At 72.2% G+C, this 19297-nt stretch carries 14 protein-coding genes; 6 read left to right on the forward strand and 8 right to left on the reverse strand.

Going from position 1 to position 19297, the window contains the following annotated elements; all coding sequences use genetic code 11:
* The first annotated feature begins 45 nt into the window (after nt 1-45).
* Nucleotides 46-1305: an APC family permease gene (locus ACZ4VF_RS20625; RefSeq protein ID WP_467927985.1), complete on the forward strand. Its 1260-nt coding sequence runs from the start codon at nt 46-48 to the stop codon at nt 1303-1305.
* A 541-nt stretch (nt 1306-1846) separates the two neighbouring features.
* On the opposite strand, the gene ACZ4VF_RS20630 is transcribed toward ACZ4VF_RS20625, so the two are convergent.
* Nucleotides 1847-3079 carry a Cmx/CmrA family chloramphenicol efflux MFS transporter gene (locus ACZ4VF_RS20630; RefSeq protein WP_467927986.1) on the reverse strand — a complete coding sequence of 411 codons (1233 nt, stop codon included), beginning with the start codon at nt 3077-3079 and terminating at the stop codon, nt 1847-1849.
* Between the two features lie 560 nt (nt 3080-3639).
* Here ACZ4VF_RS20630 and ACZ4VF_RS20635 point away from each other — a divergent pair.
* On the forward strand, nt 3640-5157 hold the full coding sequence (locus tag ACZ4VF_RS20635; protein ID WP_467927988.1) for a carotenoid oxygenase family protein: 1518 nt from the start codon (nt 3640-3642) through the stop codon (nt 5155-5157).
* Nucleotides 5158-5160: 3 nt separating this feature from the next.
* On the opposite strand, the gene ACZ4VF_RS20640 is transcribed toward ACZ4VF_RS20635, so the two are convergent.
* A complete protein-coding gene (locus tag ACZ4VF_RS20640; RefSeq protein WP_467927565.1) occupies nt 5161-5607 on the reverse strand; it encodes a MarR family winged helix-turn-helix transcriptional regulator in 447 nt (148 codons plus the stop codon).
* A gap of 137 nt (nt 5608-5744) precedes the next feature.
* On the opposite strand from ACZ4VF_RS20640, the gene ACZ4VF_RS20645 reads away from it, so the two are divergent.
* A complete protein-coding gene (locus tag ACZ4VF_RS20645) occupies nt 5745-6731 on the forward strand; it encodes an SMP-30/gluconolactonase/LRE family protein (protein WP_467927566.1) in 987 nt (328 codons plus the stop codon).
* Between the two features lie 115 nt (nt 6732-6846).
* Here the strand turns inward: ACZ4VF_RS20645 and ACZ4VF_RS20650 are convergent, their stop codons facing one another.
* The 3 genes from ACZ4VF_RS20650 to ACZ4VF_RS20660 form a co-directional block, all read right to left on the reverse strand.
* Nucleotides 6847-9804, reverse strand: coding sequence for an amidohydrolase family protein (locus tag ACZ4VF_RS20650; protein WP_467927567.1), 2958 nt, complete (start codon nt 9802-9804; stop codon nt 6847-6849).
* A gap of 1028 nt (nt 9805-10832) precedes the next feature.
* Nucleotides 10833-11366, reverse strand: coding sequence for a hypothetical protein (locus ACZ4VF_RS20655; protein WP_467927569.1), 534 nt, complete (start codon nt 11364-11366; stop codon nt 10833-10835).
* Between the two features lie 120 nt (nt 11367-11486).
* Nucleotides 11487-12239 carry a hypothetical protein gene (locus tag ACZ4VF_RS20660; protein ID WP_467927570.1) on the reverse strand — a complete coding sequence of 251 codons (753 nt, stop codon included), beginning with the start codon at nt 12237-12239 and terminating at the stop codon, nt 11487-11489.
* 589 nt (nt 12240-12828) lie between these two features.
* Here ACZ4VF_RS20660 and ACZ4VF_RS20665 point away from each other — a divergent pair.
* A complete protein-coding gene (locus ACZ4VF_RS20665; protein ID WP_467927571.1) occupies nt 12829-13668 on the forward strand; it encodes an MBL fold metallo-hydrolase in 840 nt (279 codons plus the stop codon).
* 409 nt (nt 13669-14077) lie between these two features.
* Nucleotides 14078-14578, forward strand: coding sequence for a GNAT family N-acetyltransferase (locus tag ACZ4VF_RS20670; RefSeq protein WP_467927573.1), 501 nt, complete (start codon nt 14078-14080; stop codon nt 14576-14578).
* A gap of 420 nt (nt 14579-14998) precedes the next feature.
* Here ACZ4VF_RS20670 and ACZ4VF_RS20675 read toward each other — a convergent pair whose 3' ends face one another.
* A complete protein-coding gene (locus tag ACZ4VF_RS20675) occupies nt 14999-16039 on the reverse strand; it encodes a hypothetical protein (RefSeq protein WP_467927574.1) in 1041 nt (346 codons plus the stop codon).
* Between the two features lie 141 nt (nt 16040-16180).
* Nucleotides 16181-17131 carry an AraC family transcriptional regulator gene (locus tag ACZ4VF_RS20680; RefSeq protein WP_467927575.1) on the reverse strand — a complete coding sequence of 317 codons (951 nt, stop codon included), beginning with the start codon at nt 17129-17131 and terminating at the stop codon, nt 16181-16183.
* Between the two features lie 144 nt (nt 17132-17275).
* Between ACZ4VF_RS20680 and ACZ4VF_RS20685 the strand changes: the two genes are divergently transcribed.
* On the forward strand, nt 17276-17782 hold the full coding sequence (locus ACZ4VF_RS20685) for an anthrone oxygenase family protein (RefSeq protein WP_467927576.1): 507 nt from the start codon (nt 17276-17278) through the stop codon (nt 17780-17782).
* 402 nt (nt 17783-18184) lie between these two features.
* Here the strand turns inward: ACZ4VF_RS20685 and ACZ4VF_RS20690 are convergent, their stop codons facing one another.
* Nucleotides 18185-18958 carry a maleylpyruvate isomerase family mycothiol-dependent enzyme gene (locus ACZ4VF_RS20690; RefSeq protein ID WP_467927578.1) on the reverse strand — a complete coding sequence of 258 codons (774 nt, stop codon included), beginning with the start codon at nt 18956-18958 and terminating at the stop codon, nt 18185-18187.
* Nucleotides 18959-19297 lie beyond the last annotated feature (339 nt).

Here is a 19297-nt window from a genome sequence, read left to right on the forward strand (position 1 = left end):
CCGCAGGGCGGGGCGCCCGCGCTCAGGAAAGCGCTGACGACCCCCCTGCTGTACTTCTTCATCCTCGGCGACGTGCTGGGCGCCGGTGTCTACGTCCTGGTCGGCCAGGTCGCCTCGCAGTCGGGCGGCGCCGTGTGGCTGCCCCTGCTCCTGGCCCTGCTGCTGTCACTCCTGACGGCCGCGTCGTACGCCGAACTCGCCACGAAGTACCCGAGGGCGGGCGGTGCCTCCCACTACGCCACCCTCGCCTACGGGCCGTTCACCGGCTTCCTCGCCGGATACTGCATGCTCGCCGCGGGCATCGTCTCCGTCGCCGCGCTGGCGCGTGGCTTCGCCGGCGACTACCTGGCCGTCTTCGTCAGGATTCCGGTCGTACCGGTGGCGGCCGTATTCCTGTGCGCCCTGGCCCTGCTGAACGCCCGCGGCATCAGCGAGTCGACCCGCGCCAACGCTGCGGCGACGGTCGTGGAGGTCGGCGGTCTCCTGCTCGTCGTCGGGCTCGGGGTCTGGCTGTTCGTGCGCGGCGACGGCGACGCCGGCAGGCTCGTCCACCTCGGCACCGCCCACAAGGGGGCCGCCGCCGGGGTGCTGAGCGCGACCGTGCTCGCGTACTACTCCTTCGTCGGCTTCGAGACCTCCGTCAACGTCGCCGAGGAGACCCGCGACCCGCGTCGCTCCTACCCGCGCGCCCTCTTCGGCGCACTGGTCACAGCGGGAGCCGTGTACGTCCTGGTCGGTGCCGTCGCCTCGGCCGCCGTCCCCACCGCGACGCTGGCCCGCTCCAGCGGCCCGCTGCTGGAGGTGGTGAAGGAGGCGGGCGGCGTGCCGCCGAAGGTGTTCGGCGCCATCGCCCTCGTCGCCGTGGCCAACGGCGCGCTGCTCACCGCCATCATGAGTTCCCGCCTGGCCTACGGCATGGCGCGGGACGGCCTCCTCCCCCGCTTCCTGACCCGGGTGCTCCCGGGCCGCCGTACGCCATGGGCCTCGATCGCGGTCACGACCGTGCTGTCCTTCCTGCTGGCGCTCACCGGTGACGTCGCCAGTCTCGCCTCCACCCTCGTCCTGCTGCTCCTCGTGGTGTTCTTCATCGTCAACACCGCGGTGCTCGTCCAGCGGCGCGACCGCTCCGACCGCCCGCACTTCCGGGCGTACACCGCCGCCCCCGTTCTCGGGGCGGCGTCCTGCGTGGCGCTCGCCACGCAGATCGAGGCCGACGTCTGGACGCGCGGGCTGATCGTCATCGCGGTCGGCGTGGCCCTGGGGGCCGTCGCCGCCGCCCGGCACCGCCGACGGGCCTCGTCCTGAACGGCGCCGGGGCCCGCGGCAGCGGGCGTGAAGGACCGCACCACGGTCACCGAAGGGCCGGCCGGCACCCGTCCGGGACGTGGTGAAGTGCCCGTACAGTGCTTCCTCGCGGGCCCGCGTGGTGGTGCTTCGTCGCAGTACCTGCGCGAACAGACCGACACCGCACACGCGAGGTCGATCGTTGGGACGCGGGGACCGCGCGGCCTCCGGCGGGCAGAGGGCCGTACGGCTCGGCGAGGAGCTGCCCGCGCCTTCCCTCACCTTCCCGGCCCTCCGGGCCGGCGGCGAGACGCTGCAGGTGCGCCGGCCCGGTGGGAAACGGGCCACGACTTGCGGGTCTGATGGCGGCCCGTCCCGGAGGCCTCGCCCAGGCTGCGGCAGCAGGGGTCCCAGCGGCCCCGCAGCTCGTCCGGCACGGTCCGCGGGGTGCGCGGCGGCCGCCGCATCGCTCGGTCCGTTCGGTCGGGGCGGCCCCTTGGTCCCACCCCGACCGCCGGCGCGGGCGCCGGTTCTCCGGTGACGTGTAGGCGGTGGCGGTGGGTCAGCTGGACGGGAGGCAGGACGCGTCGGCCGTGTGGGCCGGCGTCTGCTCCGGGCCGGAGGCGGGAGAACGGGCCACGATCTGGGAGGTGGTCCTGGTGAGCCGCAGGGCGATGGCGACCGTGGCGAGGGCGAGGACGGTCATGGCGGCACCGGCCCATGCCGGGGAGGCGTAGCCGAGGCCGGCGTCGATGACGGTGCCGCCGAGCCAGGGGCCCCCGGTGTTGCCCAGGTTGAACGCCGCGGTGGTGGTGGCGCCGGCAAGAGTGGGGGCGGCTCCGGCGACGTTGAACATCCGGGCGTTGAGGGCGGGTGCGGTGTAGAAGGCGGACACGCCCAGGAGGAAGGTCAGCGTGATGGTGGCCACGGGGCTGGAGGCCAGCAGCCCCAGCGCCACGAGGAAGACGGTGGAGGCGGTGATGCCGCTGAGCAGCACGCCGAAGAGGTGGGCGTCGGCGACCCGGCCGCCTATGTACGTGCCGATGAGGGCGCCGATGCCGAACAGGGCGAGGACGGCGGAGACGTAGCCCGTGTCGAGGCCTGAGACGTCCGTGAGCAGCGGGGCCAGGTAGGAGAAGGCGCAGAAGACGCCGCCCGCGGCGAGGGCGGTGATCAGGACGGACAGCAGGACCTGCCGGTCCCGGTAGATCACCAGCTCGCCCTTGAGGCGGGGCCGTTTCTCGGGCATGGGTATGTGCGGGATGCGGGTGACGACGCCGACGAGAGCGATGGCCGAGGCGACGGCGACGGCCCAGAAGGCGGAGCGCCAGCCGAGGTGCTCGCCGAGGAAGGCGCCGGCGGGTACGCCGAGGACGTTGGCGATGGACAGACCGCCGATCATCACGGCCATGGCGCGGGCACGCGCCCCGACGGGCACCGTGGCGATCGCGACGGCCGCCCCGACCGCCCAGAACCCGGCGCAGGCGAGTGCGCTCACCACCCGGGACACGAAGAGCACGGCGTAGTTCGGCGCGAGCGCGCCGGCCACCTGACCGAGCCCGAACAGGGTGATCAGCGCGACGAGTGTGGTCTTGCGCGGCAGCCGCAGAGTGGCGACGGCGAGCAGCGGGGCGCCGACGACCATGCCGATGGCGAAGGCCGAGATGAGCAGTCCGGCGCGCGGGATGGAGACGTGCATGTCCTGCGCGATGGGCGGCAGCAGCCCGGAGAGCATGAACTCGCTGGTGCCGAGCGCGAAGACGGACAGGCCGAGGATGTACACGGCGAGCGGCATGCGGGCGGACGGCACCGAGGACGGGGCGGGTGCTGACGGGGGCTCGGCCGGCAGGGACCTGCTGAGCTCGGCGGAAGAAGACGGCATGTCATGGGCTAACAATCTCTTTGTGCCTGTCATTCCTCCTTCGGCGAACGTCTCGCGATGCGGGACGGCACCGAGGCGCGCCGGTGTCCCGGGCGGGACGGTGACCGGAGCAGGCCCTCTCCCCCGCAACCGGCCTCTCCCCCGCAACCGGTCTGTCGGCCGTCATCGTCGGCGATACTCCCGACGACGGCGGAGGGTCGCCCCGCGTGTGCTCCACCGGGGGCTTCCCACGGAGTCGCGCGCGTGCGTGATGCGCCGACGGCGGTCCGCGACGGCGGTCGGTGTCCGACTCCGGTGAGCCGGAGCCCGGTTGACGCATCGGGTGGACGCTGTGGCTCGTGGTGGTGCCGGCACCACCCCCGGTCCGGGGCCTGGGCCGACTGCTTCACGGGCGAGCGGGGAGGAAGGTTGCTTCCGTCACGCCGGATCCGACCGACGGGTCCGGGGTATCGGCAGAGAAGCGGGGGAACATGATGGTCAGTCAGACGCGGCGGCGACTTCTCAAGGGTGCCGCGGTCGCGGCAGCGGGCGGGGTGGTCGGGAGCGGCCTGGGGTCCGGCTTCTTCACGGCTTCGGCGCAGGCGGGCCCCATCACCGGCAGGAGCGGCGGTGCGACGGGGGCGACCCCGTTCCTCCAGGGGGCCTTCGCTCCGGTGACCGAGGAGTTGACCGCGTTCGATCTCCAGGTGACCGGACGCGTTCCGCGCGACCTGGACGGCCGCTATCTGCGCAACGGTCCGAACGCGCTGGGTCTGGAGGATGTCCGCGCTCACCACTGGATGCTCGGTGACGGCATGGTGCACGGGGTCCGTCTCCGCGGCGGGTGCGCCGAGTGGTACCGCAACCGCTGGGTGCGGTCCTCGCAGGTGGCGGCGAAGCTCGGGGAGCCGTACCCGGGTCAGGCCCCGCCGGACGACTTCGCGTGCAACACGCACGTGATCCCGTACAACGGGCGCATCCTGGCCCTGCAGGAGGGTGGGCCGCTGCCGTACGAACTGGACGGCGAGCTGAACACCGTGCGCCCGTACGACTTCCGGTCCACCCTCACGGGCGCCTTCACCGCGCACACCAAGTACGACGCCACGGCCGAGGAGCTGCACGCGATCGCGTACTACCCGGCCTGGGACCACGTGCGGCACATCATGATCGACCGCACCGGCCGGGCGGTGCGGACCACACGGATCACCGTCGCGGACGCGCCGATGATGCACGACTTCGCGCTCACCCGGAAGTACGTGGTGATCATCGACGTGCCGATCACCTTCGACGGTGCGGCCGCACAGGCCGGCGCGCTCGTGCCGTACGTGTGGAACGACAGGCACCCGATGCGTGTCGGGTTGTCGCCGCGCACCGGCGGCACCACGCGCTGGTTCGAGATCGACCCCGTGTTCTACTCGCACACCCTCAACGCCTACGACGACGGTGACAGCGTCGTGGTGGAGTACTCCGGGTTCCCCGCGCCGTTCTACGCTGCCGGGCGCGGCACGGACGGTCCTTCGGCGACCGGTGCTCCGACGCTGAACCGCTGGACGGTCGATGCCGGCGCGGGCCGGGTCCGCAGCACCCGGCTGGACGACCGTCCGCAGGAGTTCCCCCGCATCAACGAGTCCCTGGTCTCCCGCCGGCACCGGTACGCCTACACGGCGAGTACGGCGGAGATGTGGCGCGCGTACGAGACCGTCGACGGGGTTCCCCCGGACGAGAAGTTCACGAACTACCTGGTGAAACACGACATGTTGCGCGGCAGCCGGCAGCTGCACCGCTTCCCCGTGGGCGCGGCGGTCAGCGAGCCGGTGTTCGTGCCGCGGCGCGGGGCGCGCGACGAGGACGACGGTTACGTCCTGGCGTACGTGAACGACCCCGACCGCGGCGCGACCGACCTCGTGATCCTCTCGGCCGTGGACTTCGGCGGTCGTCCGCTGGCCCGGGTTCACCTGCCCGGCCGGGTCCCGCTGGGATTCCACGGCAACTGGATCGCGGACGCCCGGTAGCCGTCACCGGGGGCGTTGCTCCCCCAGCACCCTGACGCAGCGGGCGAGGAGCCGAGTCAGCGCGCTTCTCTCCTCGTCGGTGAACTCGGCGGCGAGGGCCCGCTCCACGCGTACGGCGCGGGCGTCGGCGTCGGCCAGCACGGTACGGCCCTCGTCCGTGAGCCGGGTCTCCAGGACGTTCCTGTGCCACTCGTGCGGGGTGCGGGCGATCAGTCCGCGGTCCTGGAGGTTCTTCAGGACCGTGTTCATGGTGGGCGGTGTCACACCGCAGAGCCGGGCCAGAGCGGCCGCCGAGATGCCGGGCTTGTCGGCGAGGTGAAGCAGCGCGGCGTACTGCGCGACCGTCACCCCCGTCGGTTTCAGCACCGCGGTCTTGGTGGCGGCGAGGGCCTGCTCGGCCTGCTTGAGGTGGGAGCCGAGGCGCTCGGACGCGGGCATGGAGGTGGTCACCCGCGCATGGTATCGGGCACATACAGCCATGCGCGCTCCCCCGGTAATGCACACCTTGACGATCATTAGAGCTCTAACATAAGTTCGCGTACGTCCATACGTGCTGACTCAATCGATCCGAGAGGCGCCGTCACCCCGTGTCCCGTTCCATGCACCGCCGCACCTTCCTGACAGCCGGCGCGGCCGCAGCCCTGGCCGTCACCGCCCCCGTGTCCGCACAGGCGGCCGCCCGGCCCCGCATCTCCACCGCCTTCACCCTTCCCGATGAGCGGGCCTATCCCGAGGGCATCGCCCTCGACCGCAGGACGGGCGACGCGTACGTCGGCTCGTACACCACCGGCGCGGTCTACCGGGCCGCCGCCGGACACCGCACCGCCCAGGTCTTCCTGCCGGCCGGGGCCGACGGCCGGACCACGGCCAACGGCCTCAAGGTCGACCGTGCCGGCCGCCTGTGGGTGATCGACTCCACCACCGGTGTGGACGTCTACGACCTGCGCGACCGAAGCCTGCTGGCCCGTTTCGAGGCGCCGGACGACAACCCGCGCTTCCTGAACGACCTCGTGGTCACCGCGGACGGAACGGCGTACATCACCGACAGCGTGCGTCCGCTGATCTACCGTGTCACCCCGGCCGAACTGGCCCGCGCCCGTGGCGGCCGGGCGGCCTTCACCGCACGCTACGACCTGAGCGCGGACCTGCCTGCGCGACCGTCCGCGGCCTTCGCCCTCAACGGCATCGCCGCCGACCCCGGCGGACGTCTGCTGTTCGTCGTCGACATGCCCGGCGGCGGCCTCTACCGGGTGGCCGTGGCCGACGGCTCGGTGCGTCAGGTTGCCCTGCACGGCGGCGACCTGACGCACGGCGACGGCCTGGAACTGGCACACGGGACCCTGTGGGCCGCGCACAACGCCACCCACACCCTCACGCGCTGGCGCCTGTCCCCCGACGGCACCAGGGCCCGCCTCACCGGCAGCCTGACCGATCCCGCGCTCCAGACCCCGACTACCCTGGCCCACGACCACCGCGGCCTGCTCGTCGTCCGTTCCCAGTTCGACAAGGGAGGCCCGATGGGCCCGGGCACCCCTCGGACACCGTTCACGGTGGCGCGGGTGACGGGGATGTGAGGCGTCCCCGTCACCGAGGTGGCCGGTCGGCCCACCGGCGGACTCCATGTCGGGGAAGAGGCCGTTCCCGGCCCGTGATGCCGGGCCCTCGCGGGAGAGCGACGGAGTCGGGCGGTCAGGTCGCGCAGCAGCTTTCGCGGCGGACGACCCGGCCGACCGCCTGCCAGTGTTCGCTGTCGTCGGCCGTCCGCCCGGCGGCGAGGTGGTGGGGGCCGGTCACGTCCTCCCGACGGTGCACGATGCCGTCGCGCATCACCCAGGAGACGCGGGTCAGGTCGGTGAAGTCCCGGAAGGGGTCGCCGTCGACCACGGTGAGGTCGGCCAGTTTGCCGGGTTCCGCGGTGCCCAGGTCGTCCTCGACGCCGAACATCCGGGCGGGCACGACGGTGGCGGTCCGCAGGGTCTGGGCGGGGGACAGACCGGCGTACCGGTGGAGGGCGCGCAGGCCGAGGTGGACCTGGAGACCGATGGGGGTGAGAGGGGAGTCGGTCCCCAGGGCGAGCATGCCGCCGTCGGTGACGATCCGCCGGTAGGTGGCCATCTCCAGCCGCAGTTCGCGCAGTTGCTCCTCAGTGGGCCGGGTCTCGGCCAGGGCCTTCACCGCGACGGTGTCCCACGGGGGCATGAGGGCGGTCACCCGGGGGTCGTCGGCCAGGGCCGGGGCGTCCCCGAGCAGGCAGAGGGCGTTGAAGGGCGTGATGATGATCCCGAAGCGGCCACCGCGGTAGATCTCGTGGACGTCGTCGTAGGTGTGTCCGGTGGCGGACGCCGAGCGGCCGTACTCCTGGCGCTGGGTCGCCGTCAGGTGCGTCGTGAGGTCCTGGCCGACCTGGATGCCGGGTGTCAACAGGTGGCTTCCTGCGGGGACGCCGAGCCTTTCGCGGGCGGTGCGGGCCGCCTCCGCCATGACCCGGGCGGGGGCACGGACGTAGGTCTTGACGAAGTCGTAGTCGAGCGCGACGGCACGTTGGAGGGTGCGCCGCAGGCCGTCCGAGGTGCGGTGGGCACGGCCCATGCTGTACGCGACCCGGCTGCCGTCGATGAGTTCGCCGGTGGTGAGCAGCCGGGGGCCGGTGAGGGCCCCGCTGTCGGCGGCTTCGCGAAGGCGTGCCTGCTCGTAGGCGAAGCCGCCCAGGGAGACGTTGGTGGTGATGCCGTAGGCGAGCATCAGGCTGCTCTGACGGCCGCCGTAGATGTTCTGGTACGGGTGGGTGTGCGAGTCCCACAGGCCGGGGACGACGGTACAACCGGAGGCGTCGATCCGCCGTTCCCCCGCTCGTCCGGCGCCGGAGCGGTGCCGTTCGACGGCGCTGATGCGGTTGCCGGCGATGACGATGTCGACGTCCTCCCGGACGGTGTCCCCCGTGCCGTCCCACAGGCGTCCGGCGTGCACCCGGGTCACGTCGGTACGGGGCGGCAGGCGGCGGGCGGCCGCCAGGGGGACCGGGAGGGTACGGCGCCCCGTGCCGTCCCGGTCGACCATCCGCAGCCGGCCGCCGGAGAGGTGGAGCAGGCGGCGGGAGTCCCCGGACCACGACGGGTGGTCGGCCGGTTCGTCGGTGATGCGCTGCGGCCCGCCGGCGGGTGTGCCGTCCGGGCCGACGGGCAGGATCCACAGCGCGGACTCCACGACCAGCGCGAACGCGGTTCCGTCGGGTGACCAGACCGGTCCGCTGTCGCAGCGGTCGGACACCGAGATGTGGGGCAGCGGCAGAAAGGCCCTGGAAGAGCCGTCACGGGTGTCGATCACCCGGATCACGTTGTAGCCCTCGCGGAACCGCCGGTTCAGCCGGTTCCGGTCGCACAGGGCGATGTACCGGCCGTCCGGGGACCAACTGGGCCGGCCGGGGAGGCCGTTGCCGCCGAGTGGTGCGGCGAGCCTGGTCTCGGCACCGGATGCGACGTCGACGACGAGGAGGTTCCCGGCGGTGTCGTGACAGGCGAGCCGGTTCCCGTCGGGAGAGAGGGCCGGGTTGAGGCGGCCGCCGGTGGTCAGGACGGCGTCCTCACCGGTGCCGGGGAAGAACCGGTGGACGGCGGCCAGGCCGTCGCCGCCGGCGTCTTCGTCGTCTCCGTCGTACGAGTACACGATGCTCCTGCCGTCCCTGGCCCAGGACGGCATCTGCACGTACCGGGAGGGAGCGGCCTGGACCAGCTTGCGGGGTCGCGCACCGACGGACATCAGCCACAGGGCGTTCAGAGCGGCGAAGACGACGGATCCTCCGTCGGGTGAGAGCGCCGGGAGGTGGATGCCGCGCACCGGCCTGGGGGCGGTGGAGTCGAAGTCGCGTGCCTTGCGGCGGTGCACGGGCCGAGGGACTTCGAGCGAGGCGGTGAACGGGATGTCCCCAGCCGGCTCCAGCGAAGGGCTCACGGTGGTGAGCCGGCCGTCGGCGAAGTAGAGCAGGCCACCGTCCGGTGTCCAGCAGGGCGGGAGCGGGGAGACGTCCGCGGCGCCCGAGACCGTACGGCCGTCCACGACCAGGGCCGACGTCGCGGCGACCCGGGTTCCGCCGCCGGTCCACACGAAGGCCACGCGGCCGTCCTCGCAGACCGCGGGGCACATCAGCGCGCCGGCGTCGACCGTGCGTACCGTGGTGACCTCTCCGCCCGCGGCCGGCACGGAGGCGATGGTCCGCGCTCCGGCGGCGTCCGCGCGTACGAAGAGGATCCGGTCGCCGTCCGGGTGCCAGGCGGGGTCGTAGTCCTCCACGTCCGGCCGGCTGGTCAGGCGGGTCGGCTCACCGGCCGCCACGTCCACGGTCCAGATGTCGTACGAACTGCCCCGCACCGGGTCCCCGGCACGCTCGGAGGCGAAGGCGATCCGCGTGCCGTCCGGTGACCAGGACACGCCCCGGTCGTCCCACGGGCCGGAGGTGAGCCGGCGCGGGTTCGAACCGTCCGGGGCCATCGTCCACACGTGGAAGCCGCCGCCCTCGTAGGAGCAGAAGGCGATCGACGAGCCGTCCGGCGACCAGGCGGGACGGGTCGGCTCCAGCTCCGGGGCGGTCAGCGGGGTCGCCGTGCCCCCGCTCCGTGGCAAGGCCCACAGCACGCCCTGCACCTCGATCACGAGCCGGTCGCCGTCGGGCGAGACCGTCGCGGAGGCGTTGGTGCCGGCAGTGAACGTCAGCGTCCGGCTGTACGGCCCCCTTGCCGCGGACGGGTCCGGCGACGGCTCGGGGGGTGGTGGTGCGGCCGCCGCAGGGGACGCCGAGAACGGAACGAGCGTGGCGCCGACACCGCCCAGGGCCGCCGCGCCCAGGAAGCCCCGCCGGGTGACGCCTGCCGGGAGCCCCCCCGGCGGGTGTCTCGTCGGATCCCGCCGGGCGAAGCTGTGCGGGCGCGCCTGTCAGGGGGCCTGTCGGCTCTTCGCCGGAGGGTTCACCGGGGAGTCCCGGCGCCGCTGTGGTCATGAGGGTGACTCCGGTGGGGGGTCGGGGCTGGCGGGCGTGCGCATTCCAGGGACGCGCGGGGAAGATCCGCGAGGGAGGCGGACACGCTGTCAACCCCCGGCAGTCCAAGGACGTTACTCACGGGCGAAGAACTCCGCCCGGGTGCACGAGGGCGAGTACCGGCCGGGGGCCGGGGACTGTCCCGGCCGACGGCGACCGGGAGTCGGTGTCTGCTCCTCGTCGATGTTCCTCGCGGGGCCGGCAGAGATCCGGCGCGCTGGGCGGGAGTGGTTCCAGCGTGCCGGGACCGCGGCGTCAGGAGAACACGCGCCATGCCTTGCTCTCCGTGGGGGGAGACGCGCCGGCCGAGGCGTTCGCCGCGTACGGGCCTTCTCGGGCTGACGGTCGAGGACTGGCGGCAGGCGCTGGGCGCGGTGGAGCGCGGTGAGGGGCCGCCGGCGGGCCGGTGGCTGCTCCGGCGGCGGGCGGACAGCGGGGACCGGTGAGGCTGGGCGGTGGTGAGGAGCCGGTGCGGGCACGGGCGGTCTGTCGGCCCGCGTTGCTCCTCCGGCTACCTGCTGCGCGGCTGGTGCTTACGGCCGTAGGCGCGTGTACGAGAGCTCGTGAGCAGCTCGGCGCCGGTGAGCGCGCAGAGGCCTCCGTCGTGCGGCCCGGTCCCCGGCCGGCCGGGGAAGTGTCCGGCGGATCAAGGACGGACACGAACCCGGCGCATCGGGGGCGTGCCGTCGGCAGGCACGTCACGGCTGTTGAGGAGGGCCTCTCCCGTGTCGGCGAACTCCCAGCGGGTTGCGGTGGTTCCAGCCGCTCCCGGCCATTCGGCACGAACGACAGGGCGGCTCAACAGGCTTTCGAACCAGTCGGCGCACCTCAGGGCGAGCTCGTCGGCCGTACCGGAGAGACGGAAGAAGCCGTGCTCGTGTGACTCGTGGAGATTGAAGAGCTGGTCGGAGACTTTCCCCGCCCGCACGTGCGTGCCGTGGAAATGCACAGCCCACTCGCCGAGAATCCGTGGGCGTGTCTCGTCGACGAGGGAGATCCAGACGAGGAGCGACGAGTCGTCCTCGGGACGAGAGACGTTGCTGGGAGCCCATGGCACTCGCCAGGTGGAGGCGCGGGTGCGAAGAACGGCGAGGAAGGCGAGTTCGGCCTCGCCGAAGTCCCAGGGCTCCTCGCCGAACTCCTCCGGGTCCTCGACCTCGAACCAGGTGTTGCTGTCCACAGAGAGACTTTAAAGGCCATGGCGTGTCGCGGGAATCGCGAGCCGTGCGGGCACGTGGAGCCCTCCTGTCCCGCCCCCGTCAAGCATGGCGGAGCGACGAATCGATCAGACAGCCGAAGCTCACACGGTGGGCATCGCCTGCGCGATCACGCGGTCCGCCACCACGAATCCCGTCCCGCAGTCGATGCAGGAGGAGCGCCCGAACAGATACGTCAGCCTTCGGGCGACTTCCGGCTGCCCGTCGGCGAGGGCACGGTCATGCAGTCGCCTGGCCAGACCCGCCGACTCCTGCGGATCGATGGGCCGAAGCGGCGCCTTCTCGACATCCCGCAGCGCGTAGTCACCGCTGCACGAGAAGAAGCCGTCCTCGCCCATCACGATGAACAGGCTGACTCCGCAGTGAGGACACTCGACCTCGTACTCGCCCTGAGCCAGATCGTCCAGGCACTCGTCCCAGACCTCGACCTCCTCGAAGGCCAGGGCCGTCTGCAGCAACCCGACGTAGTCCTCCATCTCCAGCGGCAGACGCAGGCAGTCGCCGGTGAGCCGCGCGAGCTCGGCGATCTCGGAGGAGTAGACCTCGCGCGCTGTGACGCCTTCGACCGACCTGCGCGCCGACGACACGATCGGGCCGGCTGCGGACAGGATCCAGTGTCGGTCCGCGGGCTCCCGGCCGGCCGCCATCTCGGCAAGCCGGGGAAGAGCCGCGAAACTCGCCGAGAAAGCGGTGTCGAGGCCCGGACACAACCGGTCCATCAGCTCCGACCAGACTCCCTGCGGGTCCGCCTCGAACAGCTCCAGCAGGGCGGGGACACCCTCTGCCGAGCCGTACGCATCTCTGAGCTTCGACCAGTCCGTCATGCCCAGATCCAAGCAGACTGCCGGCGTCCTCCGCGGGTGGGGCCACTTCGAACCCCGCGGCCTCGGCTGCGGGCACCGCCGGGTCTCGCCGCCGGACCGAGTGGCGCCCCACTCCCGGCCCACGGTCGACGGACAGGGGGGCGCGTCGGCCGTCAGCACGCGGTGACGTCGGCTGGAGCGTGAAGGGGCCGTACCCTCAGCCGGCGCGCAGAGCCGCAGCCCGTGGCGGCCTCCTCCCCATACCGGCAGGCGGCACTCAGCGGCGCGGGCGGTGAGGAGTGGAGGGTGGTCCCCGCTCCCCACCCGTCGCGGTCGGCCACCGCCCGCTCCTCGATCACGATCGCCTCACAGTGCCGACCCGAACACGTGCGGAAACAATCACGACGGCAAGCAGCCCGCTCCTCGCCGGTGAACGGACGAGAAGCAGCCGCAGCGGCGTGACCGCCCCGGATCGTCACGGCGTGATGACCCGAGCCGTGTGATCGGCCGCTCTCCGCCAGGGGCCGACATGACGTATGCGCCCCGGTGTGAGGGGAACCCGGAGCCCGGCCACCAGACCGTGCCGACGCAGACGGGCCGCGCCCGCCGGGCAGGAACCGGTATGACAGCCTTCGACGACACCCTCGACCTCCACTTCATCGGCAACGCCACCGTCCTGCTGCGGTTCGGCGGACTCACCCTGCTGACCGACCCCAACTTCCTCCACCGCGGCGAGCGCGCCCACCTGGGATACGGACTGGTCAGCCGCAGGCTCACCGAACCCGCCCTCGACGCCGTCGACCTGCCCCGCCTGGACGGCGTCGTCCTCTCGCACCTGCACGGCGACCACTGGGACCGCCGCGCCAGAAAGCACCTGGACCACGCGCTCCCGATCGTCACGACACCCCACGCCGCACGTCGGCTGCGTACCCTGCAGGGATTCCACCGGGCAGGAGGCCTGCGCACCTGGGAGAGCTGCACACTGCGGCACGGCACAGCCCAGGTACGGGTGACCTCGCTGCCCGGACGGCACGCCCTGCACCCCGCGCTGCGCCGCTTGCTGCCGCCCGTCATGGGCAGCATGCTGGAATTCGGCCCGGCCACCGGGCCGGTACGGCTGCGCCTGTACGTCTCGGGTGACACCCTGCTGTTCGACGGCCTGGAAGAGATCGGCCGCCGCTTCCCCACCGCCGACCTGGCGATCCTCCACCTGGGTGGCACGCAGCTGCCCGGCGGATTCGTGGTGACCATGGACGGCGCCCAGGGAGCCGAACTCGCCCGGCGCCTGGACCCGCGCCGGGTGCTGCCCGTGCACTACGACGACTACACCGTGTTCCGCTCACCTCTCGACGACTTTCTGACCGAGGCGCGCCGGCTCGGGCTGGACGATCGGCTGCTGTCTTGCCCCCGGGGCCGGCACGCACACCTGGTCCCGGGCAGCGACCGGCCCACCGTCGGCTGAGCGGCTGCACACCCCCGTCGGGGATCTGACCGGCGGGACGGGAGCTTGGCCGGCGCGACGGGGGCCTGACCGGCAGGACGAGGGCCTGAGACGAGGGCCTGACCGGCGTGACGGGAGCCCGATCGGGGGCAGTCACACTGCCGGTGTGCCGATGCGGCCGCCGCGTGGTCCGCTCCGCCTCAGGGTTCCTCGGCTTGGTTCCCCACGTCTGTCCGCGTTGACTGCGGACGGACGCCACCGAGGGGGCCGCCGGACATCCGTCCAACACCGGGGCTGCGGTGAGCAGGCCCGTTGCATTCCCGCCGCGCCCGCCTTCGTCTGACGGGCAGCCACCCGTGGCGTACGGCCGTGCAGTTCGGTATCCCGGCGCGCGCCTGGCATCAGGAAGCGGTACCGATAAGGTGCTGCCATGCCGTACGCGCCGATGGCCCCCCAACTCGACACCGCCCGGCTGGTGTTGCGCCAGTGGACCGAGTCCGACATCGACGCCCATCGCGCGCTCGTCGCCGAACGCGGGGGTGGCACGCCCTCGATCGAGGCCAACCGGCGGATGATCGAGGACCAGCTCGCTGCGGCGGCACGGACAGGGATCGCTCTGCTGCCCGTCATCCGCCGCGAGGTGGGCGACTTCATCGGCTATTGCGGGCTCACCGTGGGTCGGGCTTCTGTCGACGAGCCGGAGATTGCCTACGAGCTGTTCCGGCGCGTGCACGGGCAAGGCTATGCGACCGAGGCGGCGTCCGCGGTGCTCGACGCGGCGACCGCGACTGGACGCGAACGGCTCTGGTCGACGGTGCGCCCATGGAACCTTCCTTCGTTTCGCGTTCTCGAAAAGCTGGGGTTCCAGCGCGACCACGTCTCGAACGAAGACAGTGGTGAGCTGGTGTGGCTCACCCGTTCCCTGCCGTAGAAGGCACCACTACCACCGCCGGCCCGAGCCCCTCCGCGGATGCGTCCGCCGTCGCAGGCGGTGCGTCACGCCTCGTACGTGTTGCCACGGATCGCGATATGACGGCCCCGTTCGCGGAATCGGACAGAGCTGTGCGCCCGAGCGGTGGCGGGAACCGACAGCCCGGTGGTGGGGCGCCCCACCCGGCCAGATCGGGTGATCGACCCGCTCCCGGGGTCGGTATCCGCTTCACAGGGCTCCAAGCTCGACCTGAACACCATCGTGCCGCCAGGCGGCCGGATACCCCCTGGTGTGCACGGGCTCCGCAGTCGGACGGGGCGGTAGCCCTCCGCCGCTCCGGCCTGGTCCGGCAGTCGTAGCCGCCGCCCACGTGGTGACCAGCGGAAGCTGCAGTCCGCGACCACGCATCACTGTCGACGGTTACTCGAGCGCGTCCGAGAAGCTCACCCGCACCGCGACCACGGCGCCAGTTGCATCCAGGTCAGCCGACACGGGGAAGTAGCCGTCACCCCAACTCGTCATCGCGCAGAGCAACCGGGCGTCCCCGATATCCACGGTCCCGGCCCCGCCTTCGGAGGCGCGAACCTGTCGCATGACATGCCAGTGGTGGGAATGCGGCCGGAAATCGAGCATCATGCGGCGCCCGGTCTCCTCCTTCCACCTCTGCACAGCGCGAGCCTTCTCCACCGCCTCCGCCACGGCCAGTCCAACCCACCCTCGGACACCGTCCTCGCCGGGTTCGCCCAGTTCCGGTGCTGCGAACGCCGCGGCGGCCTCGTCCGCGGCAGCCCCCCAGAACGCGACGTCCGCCAAGCCGTCCACAGGCTCGTCGTGCCGCCAGGCATTCAAGGCCTCGGCATCGCCGAAGAGCACACGCGCCCAGTCGACTCCTACGTCGCCCAGCGGCACAGATGACTCCACCTGCGCTTCACGCATCCGCACCGACATCTCGGACCAGCGCGGCCCGATGCCGTCGCCGAAGTCGACCCGCGACGCCACCACTGGCAGACGACGGTCGCGCGGCACCCCTTCCACTACGACGACGGGTACACCGAACATCAGGAAGCTGCCGCCGCCCTCAGCGGCGGTGCGGCGCACGCGTTGGGCATGTGGCTCGCGGCTCGGCAACGGCTCCAGGCGGGCGACCAGGCCGGCGGCTCGGCAATGTCGTTCGAAGATCCTCTCCAGTTCCGCCGACTGGGAGGCCGGGATGTCGTGGAGCATGGTGCCTGGCTGCCGGTCGAAGCTGCGGGCCGCTACCGCTGCGTCAGGGCCCACCACGGCGCAATCGACCGAGTTGATCACTTCGGCGGCCATCACCGGGTCGTCAACGCCGAGCAGAGTGGGATCGATCTCCGCCGGCGACCGCTCTCCGCTCCACAACCCCAGATGGCCGCCGTCGACAACGACCAGCGTCCCCGACGGACAGCTGATCTCTCCGAGTCTGAAGATCTCTTCCATGACGCGCGAGTGTACGGCCGCCCTTCTGCCCCTGAGCGGGCGCACCGGGACGATCCTGAGAAGTCAGTTGCGCACCACCATTACCGCCCGCGCCGCGAGCTGGTCACGGCACGGGCTACGGGCTGCCAAGCACCGAGGAAGTCAGGGGCTCGACTCGCCATGGACCACGACACGGTGGTCAGCGGGACTGACACCGCGGACCCGCTTGAAGGCCGCGCTGAGCGCGAAGGCGCTGCTGTAGCCGACCCGGCGGGCGACCGAGGCGAGAGTGGCGTCGGGCTCGGTCAGCAGGTCTGCGGCGAGAGCGAGCCGCCAACCGGTGAGGTAGGCCATCGGTGGCTCTCCGACCAACTCGGTGAAGCGGCGGGCGAGCGCTGCGCGCGAGGCGCCGACCTCGGCGGCGAGACGGGCGACCGTCCAGGGCCTGCTCGGGTCGGAGTGCAGCAACTCCAAGGCGGATCCCACCACCGCGTCGCCGTACGCCCGGTACCAGGCGGGCGCCTCGTCGGCCGCCCGGGACAGCCACGTCCGCAGAGCGCTGATCAGCAGGAGGTCGAGCAGCCGGTCGAGGACCACCTGTTGCCCGGGCTCATCGCGGTCCAGTTCCGCCTGCAACAAGGGCAGCAATGGCGAGGGCCATTCCTCGGCGGTCAGCAGCACCACGGTCGGCAGGGTGCGCAGCAGCCGTTCGGTGACCTCGCCGGGCAACTGGTAGGTGCCGCTGAGCAGCACGTGCTCGGCATCGGGACGCTCCCCCCACATGCGGACGCCCTGGTGCAGTTCCTCGCACAGTTCGCCGCCGGTGGGGTCCGTCGACACCTGACCAGGGTGGATCACCACCTGCGGTTCCCGCGCAGGGTGGTCCGCGACCTGGTACGGCTCGGGCCCGCGCACGATCGCCAGGTCCCCGGGGCGCAGCCGTACGGGCGTTCCGTGGTCGGGCACGATCCAGCCCTCGCCGCGGACCATGCTCAGAACGGTCAGTGGTGCCTCGTCCTGGATCCGGACAGCCCAGGGCGGGTCGAATACCGAGCGGAGCAGAAAGGCCCCACGGGCGCGGGGGCCGGTCAGAAGTGCGCCGAGTGCGTCCATGTGGCGAAGCGTATGGCCTGCTGGACGATCACGTATGGGAGCGAGCGCTTCGACGATGGCCCGTACTGCCGGCCTGCGGATTGACTGAGGAACACCTCGGACAACGAGGGTCGTTGGAAACGCTGACACGGGGGTTGTTGAGAAATGCCCGCTCTTCGTACGGTGCTCCTGCTCGGGGCGACAGTCACCACCGGTCTCGGCGCCGGCTTGTTCTACGCCTACTCCTGCTCGGTGATGCCAGGGTTGGCCCGTACCGACGACCGGATCTTCATCGAGGTGATGCAGCGGATCAACGTGGCCATCCTCAACGGCTGGTTCATGCTGTCCTTCCTGGGGGCGGTGGTCCTGATCGGCGTCGCGGGTGCGCTGGCGCTGCGGGACGGCGACCGTACGCTGCTGCTGTGGATCGGCGCGGCGGCCGCCTTCCAGCTGGCCATGCTGGTGATCACGAGTGCGGTCAGCGTCCCGCTCAACGACCGGCTCGCGGCGGCCGGTACGCCGGACCGCATCGCCGATCCCGCCGCGGTCCGGGCAGCCTTCGAGACCGCCTGGGTCAGGTGGAACCTGATCCGTGCCCTGACGTGCACCGCTTCGTTCGCCTGCATCGCCTGGGCCCTGCGGCTTTCGGCCCGCAGCCCACTCGTGGGCTGAGCACCGCTCAGGTGTGGGCCTGCGCCGGCACGTGCGGCGCCGCCCCCGCGGGGCTGACCCAGCCTCCGAACCCGGGCCGAACCGTGGCGCGGATCGTCCGCGCGGTACGCGCCCGCCCGTCGGCCGGGCACCCGCGCGTGGCACCCCTGCTCATGGAGCGGAACGCCGCCGGCCGCCGCGCACCGGTGTCCACGAGCACCTCGGACGCCTCTCCGGTGCCGGCGACACCGGGAAGAGCAGTCGGCCGGCTGAACGCCGATGTGCCTGGCCGCCCGCCGGTGCGCTCTCGCCCCTGAACCGCAGGTCCACAGCCTGCCCGCAGCCGCGCGGTGTCCGCAGCGCCGGGCCCATCGGCTCCCCCGGAAGCGCGCACAACCGACGGGCACGTCACATGTGCACGCTTTACGCGTTCGGGTCCCAGCCCGCGAGCTGCTCGATCGGCTCGGTGTCGCCGGTGGTCTCCAGGCGGTCGAACGGGACGCGCTCGTAGAAGTACAGGACCAGATCGCTCGCTGCGCCTCGCATCGCCAGGTCGCCCGGCTCCGCGTCGGCGGCCAGGTCGTCGCAGCGGACGCCGTCGGCATTGAGGGTCAGGCGCCAGGAGCGGCCCTCGGTCGCGTGCAGGTCGATGGTCGCCGGCTTGAACGGCCAGGGCACGGTCGTCGCCGAGACGGTCGTCAGGAACTCGTCGACGCCCTCGACCGCGATGTCCGTCGGCAGCGGCTGCGCGGCACCCTGGGTGAGCTGGACGTCGTAGGTGTGGACGGCGAACTCCTGGATCTGGTGCCGGGCCACGGCTCCGCTGGTCTCCGGGGCCTGCGAGCGCCCCCACCAGGTCCAGCAGCCACGGTCCGGACCGGCCTCGCGCATCGCGTCGAGCATGAGCTCGGTCGACTCGGCGAGCCAGGCGTCCAGGGCTTCGGGGTCGCGGGGCGCGGTCGGGGCGCCCTTCGGGCTCGTCCTCGCCGGGGGCTCGGCGCCCGGGCCCGCGGAGACGATGGCGGCCTGGCGGCGGCGGCCGTCACCGAGGTGCTGCGCCAGTTCGCGCAGCGTCCAGTCCGGGCAGGTCGGGACCTGGACGTCGAGGTCGGGGGCGGACGCGATCGCGGCGCGGAACGCGGCCGAGCGGTCTTCGATCAGCCGCAGGACCTCGGGGAACTCCAATATGTTTCGCACGCCGGTTGTGTATCACGGCGCTCCGGCCGCCGCGTAGCGAATTTGTCGGACGGACGCGTCGACGGCCGGGCGGAGCGCCGGGCCGAAGCCGTCCTGGAGATCCGGGCCTTGCTCGCCCACGGCGACTCCGCCGTCTTGCCCCGCGCCGGCACCGGTTGGAGTGAGACGAGAGCCGGTGCTCCGTCTGGGAACGTTCGCTCCCCTCTGGTCCCTCAGCCACCGGAGCGCACGTTCCTCGCGCTGGGCGGCCAGGACGTCGGGATGGCGGAGGTTCGTGTCGCGCCGGCGCAGGTGGGCGTGCAACGCGCCGTCCGGACCGTGTGGTTCGGATCGTTCGAG

This window comes from Streptomyces sp. NPDC029151, assembly GCF_055564315.1.

Coding starts and splice junctions, on each gene's coding strand:
- ACZ4VF_RS20630 (WP_467927986.1), bottom strand. CDS start 3,079: ATGCCGCTCGCCGTGTACATCCTCGGCCTGTCCGTCTTCGCGCTCGGC.
- ACZ4VF_RS20635 (WP_467927988.1), top strand. CDS start 3,640: ATGGTCAGTCAGACGCGGCGGCGACTTCTCAAGGGTGCCGCGGTCGCG.
- ACZ4VF_RS20665 (WP_467927571.1), top strand. CDS start 12,829: ATGACAGCCTTCGACGACACCCTCGACCTCCACTTCATCGGCAACGCC.
- ACZ4VF_RS20670 (WP_467927573.1), top strand. CDS start 14,078: ATGCCGTACGCGCCGATGGCCCCCCAACTCGACACCGCCCGGCTGGTG.
- ACZ4VF_RS20675 (WP_467927574.1), bottom strand. CDS start 16,039: ATGGAAGAGATCTTCAGACTCGGAGAGATCAGCTGTCCGTCGGGGACG.
- ACZ4VF_RS20680 (WP_467927575.1), bottom strand. CDS start 17,131: ATGGACGCACTCGGCGCACTTCTGACCGGCCCCCGCGCCCGTGGGGCC.
- ACZ4VF_RS20685 (WP_467927576.1), top strand. CDS start 17,276: ATGCCCGCTCTTCGTACGGTGCTCCTGCTCGGGGCGACAGTCACCACC.